Raw genomic sequence first — 18,244 nt, 5'->3', positions numbered from 1 at the left:
AGGGCGCATGCCTGTGCTTCGCAACGAGATCGGCGAGGTCCTGCGCGACGCGCGCCTCACGCAGGGCAAGACCCTGCGTGACATCTCCTCGGGAGCGCGCGTGTCCCTCGGCTACCTCTCCGAGGTCGAGCGCGGGCAGAAGGAGGCGTCCTCCGAGCTGCTCGCGTCGATCTGCGAGGCGCTCGACCTGCCCATGTCCGACATCCTGCGCGAGGTCTCCGACCGGTTCGCGCACGCCGAGTCGCTCACGGACGTCCCGGTCATGCCGTCGATCCCCGACACCGTGCCCGAGCTGCTCAGCTCGATGCGCTCCCGCTAGGGACGTGCGGCTCAGCGAGTTCTGGTCCTTGGCCGACGCGGTCTTCGGGCCCGCGTACTCCCGCACGCTCGCGCGCGAGCTCTCCCTCGACGCGCTCGACTCGCTCACGCCGGTGGCCGCGATCGAGGCCGGGACCGCGCCGCGCGACGTCTGGCACGCGTGGTGCGAGCAGATGGACGTGCCCGTCGACCGCCGCGACGGCGGCGACCGCGAGCGGATGGTCCCCCCGCCGCGCTGAGCCGACACGCCCGGGCGGCGTGTCGTTTCCCTTCGAACAGTTGTTCGATATACCGTGTTCCCCAGGACGCCGCGCGGCGGCGGCGCCTCCCCAGGAGGACCGGCGCCGTCGCGATGTCGGAGGGTCGGCGTAGCGTCGTCCTCGACACACGGCAGACCAGCCACGGATGGATGTGAGGAAGCGACATGGCAGCAGCAGCGGACCGCGGCAAGGCCCTCGAGGCGGCGCTCGGACAGATCGACCGCCAGTTCGGCAAGGGCTCGGCCATGCGCCTCGGCGAGCAGCAGCGCGTCGCGGTGGAGGCCATCCCCACGAGCGCGCTCGCGCTCGACATCGCGCTCGGCATCGGCGGGCTCCCGCGCGGCCGCATCGTCGAGATCTACGGCCCCGAGTCGTCCGGTAAGACCACGGTCGCGCTGCACGCGGTCGCGAACGTGCAGAAGGCCGGCGGCACCGCGGCGTTCATCGACGCGGAGCACGCGCTCGACCCCGAGTACGCCAAGAAGCTCGGCGTCGACACGGACAACCTCATCGTCTCGCAGCCCGACACGGGCGAGCAGGCCCTCGAGATCGCGGACATCCTGGTGCGCTCGGGCGGCATCGACATCCTCGTCATCGACTCCGTCGCGGCCCTCGTGCCCAAGGCCGAGATCGAGGGCGAGATGGGCGACAGCCACGTCGGTCTCCAGGCGCGCCTCATGTCGCAGGCGCTGCGCAAGATCACCGGTGCGCTCAACTCGACCGGCACCACCGCGATCTTCATCAACCAGCTGCGCGAGAAGATCGGCGTGTTCTTCGGCAGCCCCGAGACCACCACGGGTGGAAAGGCGCTGAAGTTCTACGCCTCCGTCCGCCTCGACGTGCGCCGCATCGAGACCCTCAAGGAGGGCACCGAGCCCGTCGGCAACCGCACCCGCGTCAAGGTCGTGAAGAACAAGATGGCCCCGCCGTTCAAGCAGGCCGAGTTCGACATCCTCTACGGCCAGGGCATTTCGCGCGAGGGCGGCATCATCGACCTCGGCGTCGAGCACGGCTTCGTCAAGAAGTCGGGCGCCTGGTACACGTACGAGGGCGACCAGCTGGGCCAGGGCAAGGAGAACGCCCGCAAGTTCCTCAAGGACAACCCGCAGCTCGCGGACGAGATCGAGCGCAAGGTCAAGACCAAGCTCGGCGTCGGCGTCCCCGCGGGCGAGGAGAGCCAGGAGGCGCCCGAGCCCGAGGCGGCCGCCCCGGCCCGCGGCAAGAAGGGCCGCGACGCCGACTTCTAGGCCATGACCGAGCAGTCCGAGATTCCGCGCGGGCGGCGTCGCAGCCGGCGCACGCCCGCGCGGGACCAGGCCCCCGAGCCGATCACCGACCCCGAACGGGCCCGGGAGATCGCGCTGGGGATCCTCACGCGCGCGTCCCGCTCGACCACGCAGCTGCGCGACGGGCTGGTCGCGCGCCACGTCGTGCCCGACCTCGCCGACGCGATCGTCGACCGCTACGTCGAGGTGGGCCTCGTGGACGATGCGGGCCTCGCCGCGACCATCGTCCGCACCCGCCACGCGGAGCGCGGACAGTCCCGCCGCGCCATCCGCGTCGAGCTCGCCCGCAAGGGCTTCGACGAGGACGCCATCGGCTCCGCGCTCGACCAGATCGACGACGACGACGAGCGTGAGCGCGCCGCCGCGCTGGCCCGGCGCCGTTGGGACCAGCTCGCCTCGCACCCCGTCGAGGTGCGGGAGCGCCGCGTCGTGGCCATGCTCGGCCGCAAGGGATACTCGAGTTCTCTCGCTTTCGCCCTCGTGAAACACTTGCGGGATGCCGATAGCGAGGATGACTAGTCTCGCGCGACAGGGAAGGAGCCGCCGGTGGGGCAGACCCTGACGATCCTGGTGCTCCTCGGCGCCAGCCTCGTCGCGCTGCTGCTGGTGGTCTTCGCGCGGCGCGAGGCGACCGCCGAGCGCGAGGCCGGCCGCCGCGAGGTCGAGCAGCTCCGCCAGGACGCGCAGGCGCGCCTCGCGGACGCGAAGCGGCGCGAGGACCTCGCCCACGAGCGTGAGAAGGAGGTCGCGAGCGACCACCGCCACGCGCAGCAGTACGCGCGCCTGCTCGAGGAGCGGGCCGCCGTCGTCGTGCGCGACGAGAAGCGGCTCGCCGCCGATCGCGCCCGCATCGCGCAGGACCGCGCCAAGGCCCTCGCCGAGGTCGCCCAGACCACGCCCGAGGAGGCGCGCGCCGAGCTCGTCGCGGAGATCCTCGACTCGGCCCGCCACGACGCCGAGGTCAAGCTCCGCCGGCTCGAGCGGCGCACCGAGGCCACCGCGGACAAGCGGGCACGGGAGATCCTCGTCGAGGCGATGCAGCGCCAGGCCGCCGCCTCGTCCGCCGAGCACGCGACCACGTGGATCGACCTGCCCAGCGACGAGATGAAGGGCCGCATCATCGGCCGCGAGGGCCGCAACATCCGGGCCTTCGAGGCGCTCACCGGAGTGACCGTGCTGGTCGAGGAGGGCGTCGACGCCGTCCAGCTGTCGAGCTTCGACCCCGAGCGCCGCGAGATCGCCGAGGTGACGCTCAAGGCCCTCGTCGAGGACGGCCGCATCCAGCCCCAGCGGGTCGAGGCCGCGTACGCGCGTGCCGTCGCCGGCGCCTTCCAGCGTCATCGCGCGGCGGGGCTCGACGCGCTCACCGAGGCGGGCGTCTCGGGCGTCCCCTCCGAGATCGTCGACGTGCTCGGCAAGCTGCGCCTGCGCACCTCCTACGGCCAGAACGTGCTCGCGCACCTCGTCGAGACGTCCCAGCTGGCCGCGGACATCGCCGCCGCGCTCGGCGCCGACGTCTACCTGGCCCGCCGCGGCGCGCTGTTCCACGACCTCGGCAAGGCCTTCACGCACGAGCAGTCCGGCACCCACGCCGCGCTCGGCGCACGGTTCCTCGCGGAGCACGGCGAGGACGCACTCGTCGTCAACGCGGTGGCCGCGCACCACGACGAGGTGCCCCAGGAGTCCCTCGAGGCCGTCATCGTCCAGGTGGCCGACGCGCTCTCGGCGGCCCGCCCCGGCGCGCGCCGCGAGGACCTCGACTCGTACATCAACCGCATGGAGAACCTCGAGAAGCTCGTGCTCGAGCACCACGGCGTCACGCGCGTCCTCGCGATGGCGGCGGGCCGCGAGGTGCGGGTCATCGTCGAGCCCGACGAGATCGACGACGAGGGGACCCAGGCGCTGGCGCGTACAATTGCCGAGCACATCACCCAGGACTTCACCTTCCCCGGAGAGATCAAGGTGACGGTGATCCGCGAGCTGCGAGCGGATGCCGTCGCAGGTTAGAGCATGACCCAGACTTCCCTCGCCCCCACGTACCTCGTCAGGACGCTCGGGTGCCAGATGAACGTGCACGACTCCGAGCACATGGCCGGCCTCCTCGAGGGCGCCGGCTACACGGCCGCGCCCGCGGGCGAGGACGTCGCCGACGTCGTCGTCATCAACACGTGCGCGGTGCGCGAGAACGCCGCGACCCGCCTCTACGGCAACCTCGGCCAGCTCGCGTCGGTGAAGGCCCAGCGCCCCGGCATGCAGATCGCGGTCGGCGGCTGCCTCGCACAGAAGGACCGCGGCGAGATCGTCAACCGCGCGCCGTGGGTCGACGTCGTCTTCGGCACGCACAACATCGACGTGCTGCCGGTGCTGCTCGAGCGCGCCCGCCACAACGCCGAGGCGCAGGTCGAGATCGAGGAGTCGCTCAAGGTCTTCCCGTCGACGCTGCCGTCGCGCCGCGACGCGATCGCGTCCGGCTGGGTGTCGATCTCGGTGGGCTGCAACAACACGTGCACGTTCTGCATCGTGCCGTCGCTGCGCGGCAAGGAGCGCGACCGCCGTCCCGGCGAGATCCTCGCCGAGGTCGAGGCGCTCGTGTCGCAGGGCGCGGTCGAGGTCACCCTGCTCGGTCAGAACGTCAACTCGTACGGCGTCGAGTTCGGCGACCGTGGCGCGTTCGCCAAGCTGCTGCGCGCGTGCGGCGAGATCGAGGGCCTCGAGCGCGTGCGCTTCACGTCGCCCCACCCGGCCGCGTTCACCGACGACGTCATCCACGCGATGGCCGAGACGCCCAACGTGATGCCCAGCCTCCACATGCCGCTGCAGTCCGGCTCGGACCGCGTGCTGCGCGCGATGCGTCGCTCGTACCGCTCGGAGCGCTTCCTCGGGATCATCGACCGCGTGCGCGCCGCGATGCCCGACGCGGCCATCACCACCGACATCATCGTGGGCTTCCCCGGCGAGACCGAGGAGGACTTCCAGGAGACGCTGCGCGTCGTCGAGGCCTCGCGCTTCACGTCCGCCTTCACGTTCCAGTACTCCCCGCGGCCCGGCACGCCCGCGTACGAGCTCGAGCCGCTGCCCAAGGCCGTCGTCCAGGAGCGCTTCGAGCGCCTCATCGCGCTCCAGGAGCGCATCACCCTCGAGGACTCGCACGCGCTCGTCGGCCGCGACCTCGAGCTGCTCGTGCTCGACTCGGGCGGCCGCAAGGACGGCGAGTCCGCGCGCCTGAGCGGCCGCGAGCCCGGCAACCGCCTCGTCCACTTCGCGGTGCCCGAGGGTGCCGACGTGCCGCGTCCGGGCGACATGGTCTCGCTGCGCGTCACGCACGGCGCCCCGCACCACCTCATCGCCGACTCGGGGCTCGAGGGCGGTCCGTACGCCGTCCGCCGCACCCGCGCCGGAGACGCGTGGGACGCGGCCCAGGGCGGCGACCACGGCGACTCGTGCGGCACCGGTGACGGCGCCCCCGCGGGTCCGGTCGGCCTCGGCATCCCGACGCTGCGCCGCGCGTGAGCATGGACGATGCGCCGGTGATCGTCGCGGTCGTCGGCGCCACCGCGACGGGCAAGTCCGCGCTCAGCCTCGACCTCGCGGAGGCGCTCGACGGCGAGATCGTCAACGCCGACTCGATGCAGTTCTACCGCGGCATGGACATCGGCACCGCGAAGCTCCCCGTCGGCGAGCGCCGGGGGATCCCGCACCACCAGCTGGACACGCTCGACGTCCACGAGGACGCCTCGGTCGCGCGGTTCCAGGTCGAGGCCCGCGCGGACGTCGCCGCGATCCACGCGCGCGGACGCCGCGCCATCGTCGTCGGCGGGTCCGGCCTGTACCTCCGCGCGCTGCTCGACCGCTTCGAGTTCCCGGGCACCGACCCGGAGCTGCGCGCGAGCCTCGAGGCGCGCGCGGAGGCCGAGGGCCCCGGCGTGCTCCACCGCGAGCTCGCCGCGGTCGACCCCGAGGCCGCCGCCAAGATCCCCGCGCAGAACGTCAAGCGGCTCGTGCGCGCGCTCGAGATCATCGCGCTCACCGGCTCGACCCAGAGCTCGCTGCCCCGGCACGAGTACGCCGCGCCCGCGCTCACCCTCGCGCTCGACCTGCCGTACGAGCTGCTCGACCCGCGCATCGACGCCCGCGTCGATGCGATGTGGGAGCAGGGCCTCGTCGACGAGGTCCGCGCGCTCGAGGCCCAGGGCCTGCGCGACGGCGTCACCGCGCGCCGCGCCGTCGGCTACGCGGAGACCCTCCGCCACCTCGACGGCGAGCTCGACGCCGCCGAGACGCGCGCCCTCATCGCGCAGCACACCCGCCGCCTGGCCCGGAAGCAGGCCCAGTGGTTCCGCCCCGACCCGCGGGTGCGGTGGATCGACGCGCCCCGCGACCACGGCGACGTCGCCCGGGCCGCCGCCGACGCATCGTCCCTCGTGGCCGAGGCGGACGCTCAGCCCTCGAGCCGGTAGACGTTCGCGGAGACCGGGGTGGCGTGGTCGGGGGCCTCCGCGCCGTCGGGGAGGAGCGCGAAGGTGCCGACCGATCGGCCGAAGACCTCGTAGCCGCAGCCGACGACCCAGTCCTCGTCCTCGGGGACCGCGACGAGGCACAGGTGCACGTCGGGGTCCGCGCCGCGCGCGATCCACAGCGCCACGCCGTCGTCCTCGCCGACGTAGCGGCTCGAGGACGCGTCGAGGTAGGTGGCCTCGGCGAGCACGGCGGCGGGAAGCGCGTCGCCGTCGGCGGCCTCGCGATCGAGGTCCGCGTAGCCGTCCTCGCCGCCGCCCGTGCATCCGGCGAGCAGGAGCGCCGCGAGCGCGGCGACGGCGAGCGCGCGGGCAAGTGCTGGGCTACCAGGCATGTCCCTAGCGAACACGAGCCACCGGCGGCGTGCAAGCCTCCGTGCGGGGCCCTCCCTAGACTTGACGCATGACCTCGCTCGCCTTCACCAAGGGACACGGCACCGAGAACGACTTCGTGCTGCTGTTCGACCCCCACGGGGACCTCGACCTCAGCCCGTCGCTCGTGCGGTTCCTGTGCGACCGCCGCGCCGGCATCGGGGGCGACGGCGTCATCCGCGCGATCCGCGCGGGCGCGCTCGAGGCGGGAGCCGGGCTCGAGCCCGCGACCTGGTTCATGGACTACTGGAACGCCGACGGCAGCACCTCCGAGATGTGCGGCAACGGCGCGCGCGTCTTCGGCGCCTTCCTCGAGGCCGAGGCGGGGGAAGAGCTCGCCGGCGGGCTCGAGTTCGGCACGCGCGGAGGCCCGCGCACCGTGACGGCGCTCGGCGGCGGACGCTACGCGATCGGCATGGGCCGCTACGTCGTGGGCGACGCGACCGACGGCTTCGACTCCGAGGTGGCCGCGCGCGGCCTCGACCCCGTGCGCCCCGCGCTGTCCGTCGACATGGGCAACCCGCACCACGTGGTCGCGCTGCCGGACGTCGACGAGCTCCGCGGCCTCGACCTCACCGAGGCGCCGCGGGTCCACCCCGTCCCGCCGCACGGCACCAACGTCGAGTTCGCGGTCGCGCTCGGCCACGCCGAGGTCGACGGCGAGTCCCGCGGCCGCGTGAGGATGCGCGTGCACGAGCGCGGCTCGGGCGAGACGCGCTCGTGCGGCACCGGCGCGTGCGCGGTCGCGCTCGCGATGCGCACGTGGGCGGGCGCGGGCGCGCCCGACGTGTGGGACATCGAGGTGCCCGGCGGGCTCGTCACCGTCCGGATCGAGGGCGAGACCACCGTGCTCGAGGGCCCGGCCGTGCTGGTCGCGGCCGGCGAGGTCGACGCGCCCGCCTGACATGCACCCCGTCGAGCCCGGCGACGACGGCGTCCCTCGGATCCATCCCGAGGACGCGGGGGAGTGGCGCGCGTGGCTCGAGACGCATCATGCCGACGCTGCCGGCGTGTGGGTCGCGACGTGGCGCAAGGCATCGGGGAACGTCGGGCTCACGTACGACGAGCTGGTGCGCCAGGCGCTGTGCTTCGGCTGGATCGACGCGGTCACGCGGAAGCTCGACGCGGACAGGACGCTGCAGTACTGCGCGCCGCGCAAGCGCGGCTCCGGATGGGCACGCACCAACAAGACCCGGATCCGTGAGCTCGAGGAGGCGGGGCTCATCGCTCCCGCGGGCGCCGCGGTCATCGCGGCGGCGAAGGCCGATGGCTCCTGGACGCTGCTCGACGACGTCGAGGACCTCGTCGTGCCGCCGGACCTCGCCGCGGCCCTGGACGTCCGGCCGGGCGCGCGCGAGGCGTGGGTCGGGTTCCCGCCGTCGGCGCGCAAGCAGATGCTCGCGCACGTCGCGATGGCGAAGCGTCCCGCGACCCGCGCGGCCCGAATCGTGGCCGTCGCGGAGGCCGCTGCCCGGGGCGAGCGGCTCTGACGCGCGCGCCGTGCGGCGCGGCGCTGCAGGGCGCGCGGCGCGGAACCGCCGACCGCGCCGGAGGCACGGCTCCCGGCCGTCCTCGGGAGGTTAGGCGGAGATCCGCAGCACCCGGAAGCCCTTCGAGCTGCCGACCTTCTCGACCGCGCCCCAGCCCTGCGCCGCGATCCACTTCGCCAGCGAGTCCGCGCCCAGGTTCTTCTGGACGACGAGGTAGGCCTCGCCCCCGGGAGCGAGCCGCGGCAGCCAGGTCGCGAGCAGCGCGTGGAGCGCATCCTTGCCGATGCGGATGGGCGGGTTGGACCAGATGGTGTCGAACACGGCGTCCGCGGGCACGTCGTCCGGCAGCGACGCCTCCACCGCGACGCCCAGGCGGGCGGCGTTGCGGCGCAGCAGGTCGAGCGCGCGCTCGTTGACGTCCACCGCGGTGACGGACGATGCGCCGCGCAGCGCGGCCTCGAGCGCGATCGGGCCCCAGCCGCAGCCGATGTCGAGGACGCGTCCGCGCGGCTCCGGCACCTGGCGCAGCAGCACCTGCGTGCCGAGGTCGACGTGGCCGGGGGAGAAGATCCCCGGCGCCGTCTCGACGTCGCGCTCGCGTCCCGCGAGCGTGACGCGGATGGTGCGGCGCTCGTCGGCGGACGCGGGGCGCGCGGTGAAGTAGTGGTCCTCGCTCACGCCCCCGAGCGTATCGCCGCGCGGCGCCGGGGCGGGTCCCGCGCATCGGCAACCCGGGTCCGGTGCATCGTCCGCCGGCATCCCCGCCGGGCCGGCGCCCGCGCATCGTCCCTCCGGCGTCCTCCACACGCCGCGCGGAACCGTCGGACGGGGGTGAGACAATGGACGGGTATGAGCGAGACAGCAGCAGACGACCAGGACATGCCCGAGACCAGCCGCGCCGACGCGGTGATCGACCGGGTGCTGTCGCGCGCCGGCACGGCCGTCGCGGAGGGCGGCACGGCCGCGACCGAGTACGACGGCGACCAGTACGACCGCGAGGAGCGCGCCGCGCTGCGCCGCGTCGCCAACCTGTCGACCGAGCTCGAGGACATCACCGAGGTCGAGTACCGCCAGCTCCGCCTCGAGAAGGTCGTGCTCGTGGGCCAGTGGTCGCACGGCTCCGCCGAGGACGCCGAGATCGGGCTGCGCGAGCTCGCCGCGCTCGCCGAGACCGCGGGCTCCGAGGTGCTCGACGGCGTGCTCCAGCGCCGGCCCCACCCGGACCCGGCCACGTACATCGGCAAGGGCAAGGCGCGCGAGGTGTGCGACATCGTCGCCGCCGTCGGCGCGGACACCGTCATCGTCAACGACGACCTCGCGCCCAGCCAGCGCCGCGCGCTCGAGGACGTCGTCAAGGTCAAGGTGATCGACCGCACCGCGCTGATCCTCGACATCTTCGCGCAGCACGCCAAGTCCAAGGAGGGCAAGGCGCAGGTCGAGCTCGCACAGCTCGAGTACCTGCTGCCGCGCCTGCGCGGCTGGGGCGAGTCGATGTCCCGCCAGGCGGGCGGCCAGGTGGGCGGCGCCGGCGCGGGCATGGGCTCCCGCGGCCCCGGCGAGACCAAGATCGAGCTCGACCGCCGGCGCATCCACACCCGCATGGCGCAGCTGCGCCGCGACATCAAGGCGATGGAGCCGGCGCGCGCGGTGCGCCGCGAGCGGCGCCTGGGCCTGCCCAACGTCGCGATCGTGGGCTACACCAACGCCGGCAAGTCGTCGATCCTCAACCGCGTCACGGGCGCCGGCGTGCTCGTCGAGAACGCCCTGTTCGCCACGCTCGACCCGACGGTGCGCCGCTCGCAGACCCCGGACGGGCGCGAGTTCACCGTGTCGGACACGGTCGGCTTCGTCCGAAACCTCCCGCACCAGCTGGTCGCCGCCTTCGCGTCGACGCTCGAGGAGGTCGCGCACGCAGACCTCATGCTGCACGTCGTCGACGCGTCGCACCCCGACCCGGAGAGCCAGATCCGCGCCGTGCGCGACGTGCTGGCCGACGTGCCGGGCGCGGACCAGGTCAAGGAGGTGCTCGTCCTCAACAAGGCGGACATCGCCGACCCCGAGACGCTCATGCGCCTGCGCGGCCGCCGCGAGATCACCATCGAGGTGTCCGCGCTCACGGGCGCGGGCATCGACGAGCTGATGGAGCTCATCGGCCGCGAGCTGCCGCGCCCCGAGGTCACCGTCGACATCGTCGTGCCGTACACGCGCGGCGACCTCGTGAGCGAGGTGCACCGTCACGGCGAGGTGCTCGCGCAGTCGCACGTGCCCGAGGGCACCCACCTCACCGCGCTCGTGGATGCGGGCCTGGCCGCGCGCCTCGAGGAGGCCGGCGTCCCCTCGGCCTCCGTGTGAGCGGGCACGACGCCGACGCGCTGCTCGAGAGCGCCGTCGGGGCGCTCGGCGGCGAGCCGCGCGAGGGCCAGCGCCTCATGGCCCGTGCCGTCGCGGACGCGCTGCACGGCGACGAGCACGCGCTCGTCCAGGCCGGCACAGGCACGGGCAAGTCGCTCGGCTACCTCGTGCCCGCGGTCGCCCACGCGGTCCGCACCGGCAGCCGGGTCGTGGTCTCGACCGCGACCCTCGCGCTCCAGCGCCAGATCTTCACCAAGGACCTCCCGCTCGTCGCGGAGGCCCTCGAGCCCGCCCTGGGCCAGCGCGCCCGTATCGCGCTGCTCAAGGGCCGCGGCAACTACCTGTGCGTCCACAAGATGGCCGGCGGCTACCCCGACGACACGGACGACGACATGCTGCCGCTCGGCCCCACGAGCGAGCTCGGCCGCGAGGTGCTGCGGCTCAACGAGTGGGCCGACGAGACCGACACGGGCGACCGCGACGACCTCGTGCCCGGCGTGAGCGGCCGCGCATGGGCGCAGGTATCGGTCACCGGGCGCGAGTGCCTCGAGTCGAAGTGCCCGGCTCTCGCCGAGTGCTTCTCCCAGCGCTCCCGCGAGTCCGCCGCGAAGGCCCACGTGGTCGTCACCAACCACGCCGTGCTGGGCGTGCAGGCGACCGGGCACGACATGCTCGGCGACCACAGCGTCCTCATCGTGGACGAGGCGCACGAGCTCGTCTCCCGCATCACCTCGTCGGCCACCCACGAGCTCACCGTGATCGCCGTCGACCGCGCCGCGCGCGACGCCCGCCGCTGCGGCATCGTCTCCGAGGACCTGGACCGCGCCGCCCGCCACCTCGACGGCGCCCTCGGCGACTGCTCTCCCGGCCGCCTCCGGCTCGGCCTGCCCGACGCGCTCGCCATGGCGGTCGAGGAGGTGCGCGCCGCCGCCCGCGCGCTCGTGTCCGAGATCACCAAGCGCTCCGAGGAGCTCGGCGCCGGCGGCAAGGTCGCGAGCGCGTCGCTCGGCACGATCGTCGACGTGTGCGAGGAGCTCCAGGGTGAGCACGGCCGCTACGTCATCTGGCTCGCGCCGCGCGACGGCGACTACGACGCCCCGGTGCCCGAGCGCATCGTCGCCGCGCCCCTCGACGTCGCGGGCCTTATCCGCGAGAAGCTGCTCGACGAGAAGGCGTCCGTCATGACCTCGGCGACCCTCGCGCTCGGCGGCGACTTCGGCGCGATCTCGCGCCACCTCGGCGTCGACCACGCCACCACCCTCGACGCCGGCAGCCCGTTCGACTACCCCAAGCAGGGCATCCTCTACGTCGCCAAGCACCTGCCCAAGCCCGGCATGGGCGGCATCTCGGAGGAGGCGCTCGACGAGCTCGCGGCGCTCATCGGGGCGGCCGGCGGGCGCACGCTCGGGCTGTTCTCCTCGCACAAGGCCGCGCAGGCCGCGACCGAGGCGATGCGCGAGCGGCTCGACGTGCCGGTGCTCTACCAGCTCGACGACCAGCTGCCGACGCTCGTCAAGCGCTTCGCCGAGGACGAGTCCGCGTGCCTCTTCGGGTCGACGTCGCTGTGGCAGGGCATCGACGTGCCGGGCCGCACCGCGAGCCTCGTCGTGATCGACCGCATCCCGTTCCCGCGCCCCGACGAGCCCGTCGCGCAGGCGCGCACCGAGGCGGTCGCCGCTGGCGGCGGGAACGGCTTCATGGCGGTGTCCGCGACCCACGCGGCGCTGCTGCTCGCGCAGGGCGCGGGCCGGCTCATCCGTGCGAGCTCGGACCGCGGCGTCGTGGCCGTGCTCGACCCGCGCCTCGCGACCGCGCGCTACGGGGGATTCCTCGCCCGCTCGATGCCCGACCTGTGGCCCACCACCGACCGCGAGGTGGCGCTGGGGGCGCTGCGGAGGCTCGCCGCGTCCTAGCCGAGAAAGGCGCGACGGGACGATGCGGGCGCCGGTCCCGTCACCCCGTCAGACGCGGCGCAGGACCGAGACGACCTTGCCCATGACGCGCGCGTGCGTGCCGTCGATGGGCGTGTAGGCCGGGTTGTGCGGCATGAGCCACACCTGGCCGTCCTTGCGGCGGAAGGTCTTGACGGTCGCCTCGTCGTCGAGGAGCGCGGCGACGATGTCCCCGTTGTCGGCGCTGTTCTGACGGCGCACCACCACCCAGTCGCCGTCGCAGATCGCGGCGTCGATCATCGAGTCGCCGGAGACCTGGAGCATGAACAGCTCGCCGTCGCCCGTGAGCTGGCGGGGGAGCGCGAAGGTGTCCTCGACCTCCTGCTCGGCGAGGATCGGGCCACCGGCCGCGATGCGGCCGACGAGCGGGACCATGTGGACGGCGCCCTCGTCGCCGGAAGATGCGGGGACCGCGGGCGTCTCGGGGGCGGCGGGCGCCGCGGCCTCGGCGGGCTGCTCGCCCGGGAGCACGACCTCGATCGCGCGCGGGCGGTGCGGGTCGCGCCGGAGCACGCCCTTCGCCTCGAGCGCGGTGAGCTGGTGCTTGACGGAGGACGGCGACGTGAGGCCGACGGCGTCGCCGATCTCTCGCATCGACGGCGGGTAGCCCCGCTCGAGCACGGTGGCCCGGATGAAGTCGACGACCGCCCGCTGGCGGGCGGTGAGGCCGGTCGCGGGATCCCGCAGCTCGTGCACGGTCGCACCGGCCGGCTGCGCCTCCCGACCCTCGCCGCGTCCCGCGCCCTGCTGCGTCATCCCTGGCCTCCCGTCAGGTGGATGTCAGACCCCGGTGGTCCTCTTGTCTCACGACGCTAGGGCAATCCCTGGTGGAAATCAAACATATGTTCGAGCGTGTCTTGTCAGTGTCGGAGCACGGTGCTACAACTAGAACACACGTTCGATAGAACACCTGTTCGAATCGAGGAGGCAGAGATGAGCATCTACGCACCGCAGACCGCCGAGGCCCGGGCCCGGCGCACCCGCACCGGCCGCATCCTGGCGGTGACGGCGCTGCTCGTCGGGGCCGCGGTGGTCGGGCCGCAGGCGTTCGCGTCCGACGGGCCGGTCGAGCCGGTCGCGGTCGACGTGTACACGGTCGGCACCGGCGAGACGCTGTGGGACATCGCCGCGTCCCTCACCCCCGCGGGCGACGACGTCCGCGACACCATGCTCGACATCCAGCACCTCAACGCGATGGCCGACACCGCGCTGATGGCGGGGGAGCAGCTCTACCTGCCCGTCGAGTGACGACGACGGGGGCGTCCGCGGTCGGGCGTCCCGTGCGGCGCGCGTGTTGGGCGGGCACGGCGCTTCGTGGCAAAGTGATCGCATGCACTGCCCGTTCTGCAGGAACCCGGACTCCCGCGTGGTGGACTCGCGCACCGCGGACGACGGCTCGTCGATCCGCCGCCGCCGCGAATGCCCGGCGTGCGGCCGGCGCTTCACCACGGTCGAGACCGCGAGCCTGTCGGTGGCCAAGCGCAACGGCGTGACGGAGCCCTTCAGCCGCGACAAGATCGTGTCCGGCGTGAAGAAGGCGTGCCAGGGACGTCCCGTCAGCGACGACGACCTCGCCCTGCTCGCGCAGAAGGTCGAGGAGACGGTCCGCGCGAGCGGTCAGGCGGAGGTCAACGCGCTCGACGTCGGCCTCGCGATCCTGCCGCCCCTGAGGGACCTCGACGAGATCGCCTACCTCCGCTTCGCGAGCGTCTACCAGGCCTTCGACACCCTCGACGACTTCGAGGCCGCGATCGCCCGCCTCCGCGAGGAGGACGCGGCTAGCGCCCGCTCTTCGGCTTCCGAGGCTTCCGAGTAGAGCTGTCGTAGCCGCCCTTGCCCGGCTTCTTGCCGTAGGGCTTGTCGCCCTTGCCGTACGGCTTGTCGCCGTCGCGGCCCTTGCGCGCGCCCTTGTCGTAGCCGCCCTTGCCGTGCTTGCCCGAGCGGTCGTCGAAGCGGCGCGAGCCACGGTCGTCCATCTGCGCCTCGCGCTCGGCCAGCCGGCCCTCGCGGGCCGACAGCGCCGCCTCGCGGTCCGCGAGGTCGCGCTCGATGCGGGCGAGACGCTCCTCCATGCGCTGCTGCGCGGCCATCATGTCGTCGGCGCGCGAGTCGTCGCGGCGCGGACGGTCGTCACGACGGGGACGCTCGTCGCGGTCCCACTTGCGCGGCGGACGCTCCTCCCAGCGGCGCTCGTTCCGGCCGCCGCGGTCGCCGCCGCGTCCGGGACGGTCGCCCCGACCGGGACGCTCGTACCTGCCGCGGCGCTCGGGGCGCTGCGGACGGGGCTCGCGGACCGGCTCCCACGACGGCTCGCGGCCGCCGGTGAGCTCGTCGACCATGGCGAGCGACTCCGCGTCCTCGCCGCGCACCTTGCGGAACGTGACGTCGACGCCCGCGCGCTCGAGCATGCGGTCCGTCGAGCGGCGCTGGTGGGGGAGGACCAGCGTGACGACGAGGCCCTCCTCGCCGGCGCGCGCGGTGCGGCCCGAGCGGTGCGTGTAGTCCTTGTGGTCGGCCGGCGGGTCGATCTGCATCACGAGGTCGACGTGGTCGACGTGGATGCCGCGAGCGGCGACGTCGGTCGCCACGAGGACGGGCACGTCCCCCGCGCGGAACGCGCTGATCGCGAAGTTGCGCTCCGCCTGCGAGCGGTCGCCGTGGATCGCGAGGGCGAGCACGCCCGCCTCGCGCATCTCCTCGGCGATGCGCTCGGTCGCCAGCTTGGTGCGCACGAACACGATGGTGCGGCCCTCGCGCGCGGCGATGCGGGTCGCGATCTGGTACTTCGCGTTCGGCGGCACGTTGAGCACGACGTGGCGCATCGTCGCGGGCTGGTCGTCGCCGCCGGTGACGTCGTGCGTGACGGGGTCGTGCATGTACTGCTTCACGAGGCGGTCGACGTCGCCGTCCAGCGTCGCCGAGAACAGCAGGCGCTGGCCGCCCTCCGGCACGCCCGCGAGGATCTCGGTGATCTCGTCCATGAAGCCCATGTCGGCCATGTGGTCGGCCTCGTCCATGACGATGAGCTCGAGCTCGGACAGGTCGGCGTGGCCGTTGCGCACGAGGTCGGCCATGCGGCCCGGGGTCGCGACCACGAGGTGCACGCCGCGCTCGAGCGCCTGGACCTGCTTCGACATCGACAGGCCGCCCGCGACGAGCTTGAGCGACACGTGCATGGAGTGCGCGTACGGCTCGAGCGCGTCGGACACCTGCATGCCGAGCTCGCGCGTCGGCACGAGCACGATCGCACGCGGGCGACGCTTGGCGGGGCGCGGCCCCGCGGCGAGGCGCACGATCGCGGGCAGGCCGAAGCCGAGCGTCTTGCCCGAGCCCGTCCGGGCCTTGCCCAGCACGTCCTTGCCCGCCAGCGCATCGGCGATGGTCGCCGCCTGGATGGGGAAGGCCGTGACGATGTCGTGGCGCTCCAGCGCCTCGACGAGCTCGTCGGGAAGCCCGAGCTCCGCGAAGGGGACGGCGTCGGTGGAATCCATGGCGTTTATGAGAGCACCCGCAGACGCACGGTGCCGGGCATGCTCGACAGAGCCTCCACCGCGTCCTTGTCGAGGCCCGACGCCACGTCCGTCACCACGTAGCCGAGCTCGCCGCGCGTGCCGAGGAGCTGAGCGTCGATGTTGACGTTGTGGGCGGCGAAGACCTGGTTGACCGCGGCGAGCACGCCGGGGATGTTCTCGTGCAGGTGGGCGACGCGGTGCGAGCCCTGGACCTGGTCGAGCGAGAGGTTGGGGAGGTTCACGCTGAGCGACGTGGACGCGTGGTTCACGTAGTCGCGCAGACGCGTCGCGACGAAGATGCCGATGTCCCGCTGCGCCTCCTCGGTGGACCCGCCGATGTGCGGCGTGAGGATGACGTTCGGCATGTTCTGGAGGGGCGACTCGAACGGGTCGCCCGTCTTCTTGGGTTCGTCCGGGAAGACGTCGACGGCGGCGCCGCCGATCGCGCCCGACTCGAGGCCCGCCTTGAGGGCCTCGAGGTCGACGATGAAGCCGCGGGACAGGTTGAGGAAGATCGCGCCGTCCTTCATGGTCGCGAACTGCTCGGCGCCGAAGAAGCCGCGGTTGCCGCTGCGGCCGTCGACGTGCAGCGTGACGACGTCCGCCTCGGACAGCAGGGCCTGCAGCGACGGCATCGGGGTGGCGTTGCCCAGCGCGAGCTTCTCCGCGCTGTCGTAGAAGATCACGTTCATGCCGAGGGCCTCGGCGATGACGGACAGCTGCGAGCCGATGTTGCCGTAGCCGACGATGCCGAGGGTGCGGCCACGGATCTCGTGCGCGCCCGACGCCGACTTCGACCACACGCCCTCGTGGAGGCTGCGGTTGTGGTCGGGCAGGCGACGGGTGAGCGAGATCATCTCGGACACGGCCATCTCGACCACCGAGCGGGTGTTGGAGAACGGCGCGTTGAAGGCCGCGATGCCCTTGCGGGCGGCGTGGGCGAGGTCGATCTGGTTGGTGCCGATCGAGAACGCGCCCACCGCGATGAGGTCGGGACAGGCGTCGATGACGCGCTCGGTGAGCATCGTCTTCGAGCGGATGCCGAGGAGCTGGACCCCCTGGAGGGCCTCGATGAGCTCGTCCTCGTCCATGGCTCCGCCGTGGTTCTCGACGTCGATCCCGGAGGCCTCGAGGATCTCGGTGGCCTTGACGGAGAGGTTCTCTAGAAGGAGTGCGCGCACGGGCGCTATCGTCTCGCATTTCCTGCGCCTTCTCCAACTCGGGCGGGGTCCGGGACGGCCCGCGGGCGTGCCGGGGAGGGTCCCGCGGCGTGGCAGAGTGTCTGCATGGGTTCCGCGGGCAGGACGGTGGTGGTCACCCTCGCGTGCGCCGCGCTGTTCGTGGCGGGCGCGTCGTGGCAGGGCGTGACGTGGTCGGACGTGCGCCACTGGGGCACGCCGCGCAACGTCATCGAGGCCGAGGGGGAGACCGTGCGCATCCCCGTCGCGCAGGGCGCCGAGCGGCGCCAGCTGCCCGAGGTGACGGTCTCGACGACCGGGTCGTACGACTTCCTCTTCCCCGACGGCGGCGCCGGCGGCGGGCCCGTCCGGTACGACCCGTGCACGGTCCTGTCGTACGTGATCTCCGCGGCGGACATGCCCGAGGGCTTCGACACCGTCGTGCACGAGGCGGTCGCGGAGGTGTCCGCGGCGACCGGGCTGGCCTTCGCGTACGAGGGCGTCACCGACGAGCCGGCCTCGTTCGACCGCGACCTCGTCCAGGAGCGCTACGGCGACCGCTTCGCACCCATCGTCATCGGCTTCCAGAGCGAGGCCGACAACCCCGACCTCGAGGGCACCGTCACGGGCCTCGGCGGCTCGAGCGCGGTGCCCGGCGCGTACGGGCCCGAGCGCTACCTGCGCTCCGGGGTCGTCATCATCGACTGGGAGGACGTCGCGCGCATCCGCGAGGACGGCATCGGCGACGAGCTCGCGAGGGCGGTGGTCGAGCACGAGCTCGGCCACGTCGTCGGCCTCGCGCACGTGGGGGACAAGCACGAGCTCATGCACGAGTCGAACCTCAGCCTCCTCGACTGGGGCCCGGGCGACCTCGCGGGGCTCGCGCTCGCGGGCGCGGGGGAGTGCGAGGCGCCGTAGGGACGATGCGGCGCGCAGGTCCGTGCGGGCCGCGCCCCAGCGTCGGGCCGCGCCCCGACGGTGCGCCGGTCGCCGCTACCGCGACTCGTGCC

19 protein-coding genes are annotated in these 18,244 nt (G+C 73.3%); 14 read left to right on the top strand and 5 right to left on the bottom strand.

Annotated features, from left to right (window positions below):
• Positions 1–7: 7 nt before the first annotated feature.
• From AOM07_RS08880 to miaA, 7 genes are all read left to right on the top strand, one after another.
• On the top strand, positions 8–319 hold the full coding sequence (locus tag AOM07_RS08880; protein WP_062313068.1) for a helix-turn-helix domain-containing protein: 312 nt from the start codon (positions 8–10) through the stop codon (positions 317–319).
• A 4-nt stretch (positions 320–323) separates the two neighbouring features.
• Entirely contained in the window at positions 324–557 is a 234-nt protein-coding gene (locus AOM07_RS08875) for a DUF3046 domain-containing protein (RefSeq protein WP_062312922.1), read from the top strand.
• Between the two features lie 185 nt (positions 558–742).
• Entirely contained in the window at positions 743–1,825 is a 1,083-nt protein-coding gene (gene recA / locus AOM07_RS08870) for a recombinase RecA (protein WP_062312920.1), read from the top strand.
• Positions 1,826–1,828: 3 nt separating this feature from the next.
• Complete coding sequence (locus AOM07_RS08865) at positions 1,829–2,383, top strand: regulatory protein RecX (protein WP_062312918.1); 555 nt, start codon at positions 1,829–1,831, stop codon at positions 2,381–2,383.
• Between the two features lie 27 nt (positions 2,384–2,410).
• Entirely contained in the window at positions 2,411–3,871 is a 1,461-nt protein-coding gene (gene rny / locus AOM07_RS08860) for a ribonuclease Y (protein WP_062312916.1), read from the top strand.
• A 3-nt stretch (positions 3,872–3,874) separates the two neighbouring features.
• On the top strand, positions 3,875–5,374 hold the full coding sequence (gene miaB / locus AOM07_RS08855) for a tRNA (N6-isopentenyl adenosine(37)-C2)-methylthiotransferase MiaB (protein WP_062312914.1): 1,500 nt from the start codon (positions 3,875–3,877) through the stop codon (positions 5,372–5,374).
• A gap of 2 nt (positions 5,375–5,376) precedes the next feature.
• Entirely contained in the window at positions 5,377–6,321 is a 945-nt protein-coding gene (gene miaA / locus AOM07_RS08850; RefSeq protein WP_062312911.1) for a tRNA (adenosine(37)-N6)-dimethylallyltransferase MiaA, read from the top strand.
• On the opposite strand, the gene AOM07_RS08845 is transcribed toward miaA, so the two are convergent.
• Positions 6,303–6,713, bottom strand: a complete 411-nt coding sequence (locus AOM07_RS08845) for a hypothetical protein (protein ID WP_062312909.1) — start codon at positions 6,711–6,713, stop codon at positions 6,303–6,305. The genes miaA and AOM07_RS08845 overlap by 19 nt on opposite strands.
• Positions 6,714–6,781: 68 nt before the next feature.
• On the opposite strand from AOM07_RS08845, the gene dapF reads away from it, so the two are divergent.
• Positions 6,782–7,654, top strand: coding sequence for a diaminopimelate epimerase (gene dapF / locus AOM07_RS08840; protein WP_062312908.1), 873 nt, complete (start codon positions 6,782–6,784; stop codon positions 7,652–7,654).
• Position 7,655: 1 nt separating this feature from the next.
• Entirely contained in the window at positions 7,656–8,240 is a 585-nt protein-coding gene (locus tag AOM07_RS08835) for a YdeI/OmpD-associated family protein (RefSeq protein WP_084830214.1), read from the top strand.
• Positions 8,241–8,330: 90 nt separating this feature from the next.
• Here AOM07_RS08835 and AOM07_RS08830 read toward each other — a convergent pair whose 3' ends face one another.
• Positions 8,331–8,918, bottom strand: a complete 588-nt coding sequence (locus tag AOM07_RS08830; RefSeq protein ID WP_062312904.1) for a class I SAM-dependent methyltransferase — start codon at positions 8,916–8,918, stop codon at positions 8,331–8,333.
• A 171-nt stretch (positions 8,919–9,089) separates the two neighbouring features.
• Between AOM07_RS08830 and hflX the strand changes: the two genes are divergently transcribed.
• Positions 9,090–10,592, top strand: a complete 1,503-nt coding sequence (gene hflX, locus AOM07_RS08825) for a GTPase HflX (protein ID WP_062312903.1) — start codon at positions 9,090–9,092, stop codon at positions 10,590–10,592.
• Positions 10,589–12,505: an ATP-dependent DNA helicase gene (locus AOM07_RS08820; RefSeq protein WP_062312900.1), complete on the top strand. Its 1,917-nt coding sequence runs from the start codon at positions 10,589–10,591 to the stop codon at positions 12,503–12,505. Before hflX ends, AOM07_RS08820 begins: the two co-directional genes overlap by 4 nt.
• 48 nt (positions 12,506–12,553) lie before the next feature.
• Here the strand turns inward: AOM07_RS08820 and lexA are convergent, their stop codons facing one another.
• On the bottom strand, positions 12,554–13,300 hold the full coding sequence (gene lexA / locus AOM07_RS08815; protein ID WP_062312898.1) for a transcriptional repressor LexA: 747 nt from the start codon (positions 13,298–13,300) through the stop codon (positions 12,554–12,556).
• A 177-nt stretch (positions 13,301–13,477) separates the two neighbouring features.
• Here lexA and AOM07_RS08810 point away from each other — a divergent pair, with 177 nt between their 5' ends.
• Positions 13,478–13,792, top strand: coding sequence for a LysM peptidoglycan-binding domain-containing protein (locus AOM07_RS08810; RefSeq protein WP_062312896.1), 315 nt, complete (start codon positions 13,478–13,480; stop codon positions 13,790–13,792).
• An 82-nt stretch (positions 13,793–13,874) separates the two neighbouring features.
• The gene (nrdR, locus tag AOM07_RS08805; protein ID WP_062312893.1) at positions 13,875–14,360 is read left to right on the top strand and encodes a transcriptional regulator NrdR; all 486 of its coding nucleotides are present in this window, start codon (positions 13,875–13,877) and stop codon (positions 14,358–14,360) included.
• On the opposite strand, the gene AOM07_RS08800 is transcribed toward nrdR, so the two are convergent.
• Positions 14,323–16,035, bottom strand: a complete 1,713-nt coding sequence (locus AOM07_RS08800) for a DEAD/DEAH box helicase (RefSeq protein ID WP_156171894.1) — start codon at positions 16,033–16,035, stop codon at positions 14,323–14,325. The genes nrdR and AOM07_RS08800 overlap by 38 nt on opposite strands.
• Before the next feature lie 5 nt (positions 16,036–16,040).
• A complete protein-coding gene (gene serA / locus AOM07_RS08795) occupies positions 16,041–17,246 on the bottom strand; it encodes a phosphoglycerate dehydrogenase (protein ID WP_062313063.1) in 1,206 nt (401 codons plus the stop codon).
• Between the two features lie 96 nt (positions 17,247–17,342).
• Between serA and AOM07_RS08790 the strand changes: the two genes are divergently transcribed.
• Positions 17,343–18,152 carry a hypothetical protein gene (locus AOM07_RS08790; RefSeq protein ID WP_169748143.1) on the top strand — a complete coding sequence of 270 codons (810 nt, stop codon included), beginning with the start codon at positions 17,343–17,345 and terminating at the stop codon, positions 18,150–18,152.
• Positions 18,153–18,244: the final 92 nt, after the last annotated feature.

The sequence above is a fragment of the Demequina rhizosphaerae genome, assembly GCF_000971255.1.
Lineage (GTDB): Bacteria > Actinomycetota > Actinomycetes > Actinomycetales > Demequinaceae > Demequina > Demequina rhizosphaerae.
Note: the sequence above shows the minus strand (reverse complement) of the source record. Positions and strands in the feature narration are given on the sequence as shown.

Coding starts and splice junctions, on each gene's coding strand:
- AOM07_RS08880 (WP_062313068.1), top strand. CDS start 8: ATGCCTGTGCTTCGCAACGAGATCGGCGAGGTCCTGCGCGACGCGCGC.
- recA (WP_062312920.1), top strand. CDS start 743: ATGGCAGCAGCAGCGGACCGCGGCAAGGCCCTCGAGGCGGCGCTCGGA.
- AOM07_RS08865 (WP_062312918.1), top strand. CDS start 1,829: ATGACCGAGCAGTCCGAGATTCCGCGCGGGCGGCGTCGCAGCCGGCGC.
- miaB (WP_062312914.1), top strand. CDS start 3,875: ATGACCCAGACTTCCCTCGCCCCCACGTACCTCGTCAGGACGCTCGGG.
- miaA (WP_062312911.1), top strand. CDS start 5,377: ATGGACGATGCGCCGGTGATCGTCGCGGTCGTCGGCGCCACCGCGACG.
- AOM07_RS08845 (WP_062312909.1), bottom strand. CDS start 6,713: ATGCCTGGTAGCCCAGCACTTGCCCGCGCGCTCGCCGTCGCCGCGCTC.
- dapF (WP_062312908.1), top strand. CDS start 6,782: ATGACCTCGCTCGCCTTCACCAAGGGACACGGCACCGAGAACGACTTC.
- AOM07_RS08835 (WP_084830214.1), top strand. CDS start 7,656: ATGCACCCCGTCGAGCCCGGCGACGACGGCGTCCCTCGGATCCATCCC.
- hflX (WP_062312903.1), top strand. CDS start 9,090: ATGAGCGAGACAGCAGCAGACGACCAGGACATGCCCGAGACCAGCCGC.
- lexA (WP_062312898.1), bottom strand. CDS start 13,300: ATGACGCAGCAGGGCGCGGGACGCGGCGAGGGTCGGGAGGCGCAGCCG.
- AOM07_RS08810 (WP_062312896.1), top strand. CDS start 13,478: ATGAGCATCTACGCACCGCAGACCGCCGAGGCCCGGGCCCGGCGCACC.
- nrdR (WP_062312893.1), top strand. CDS start 13,875: ATGCACTGCCCGTTCTGCAGGAACCCGGACTCCCGCGTGGTGGACTCG.
- AOM07_RS08800 (WP_156171894.1), bottom strand. CDS start 16,035: ATGGATTCCACCGACGCCGTCCCCTTCGCGGAGCTCGGGCTTCCCGAC.
- AOM07_RS08790 (WP_169748143.1), top strand. CDS start 17,343: ATGGGTTCCGCGGGCAGGACGGTGGTGGTCACCCTCGCGTGCGCCGCG.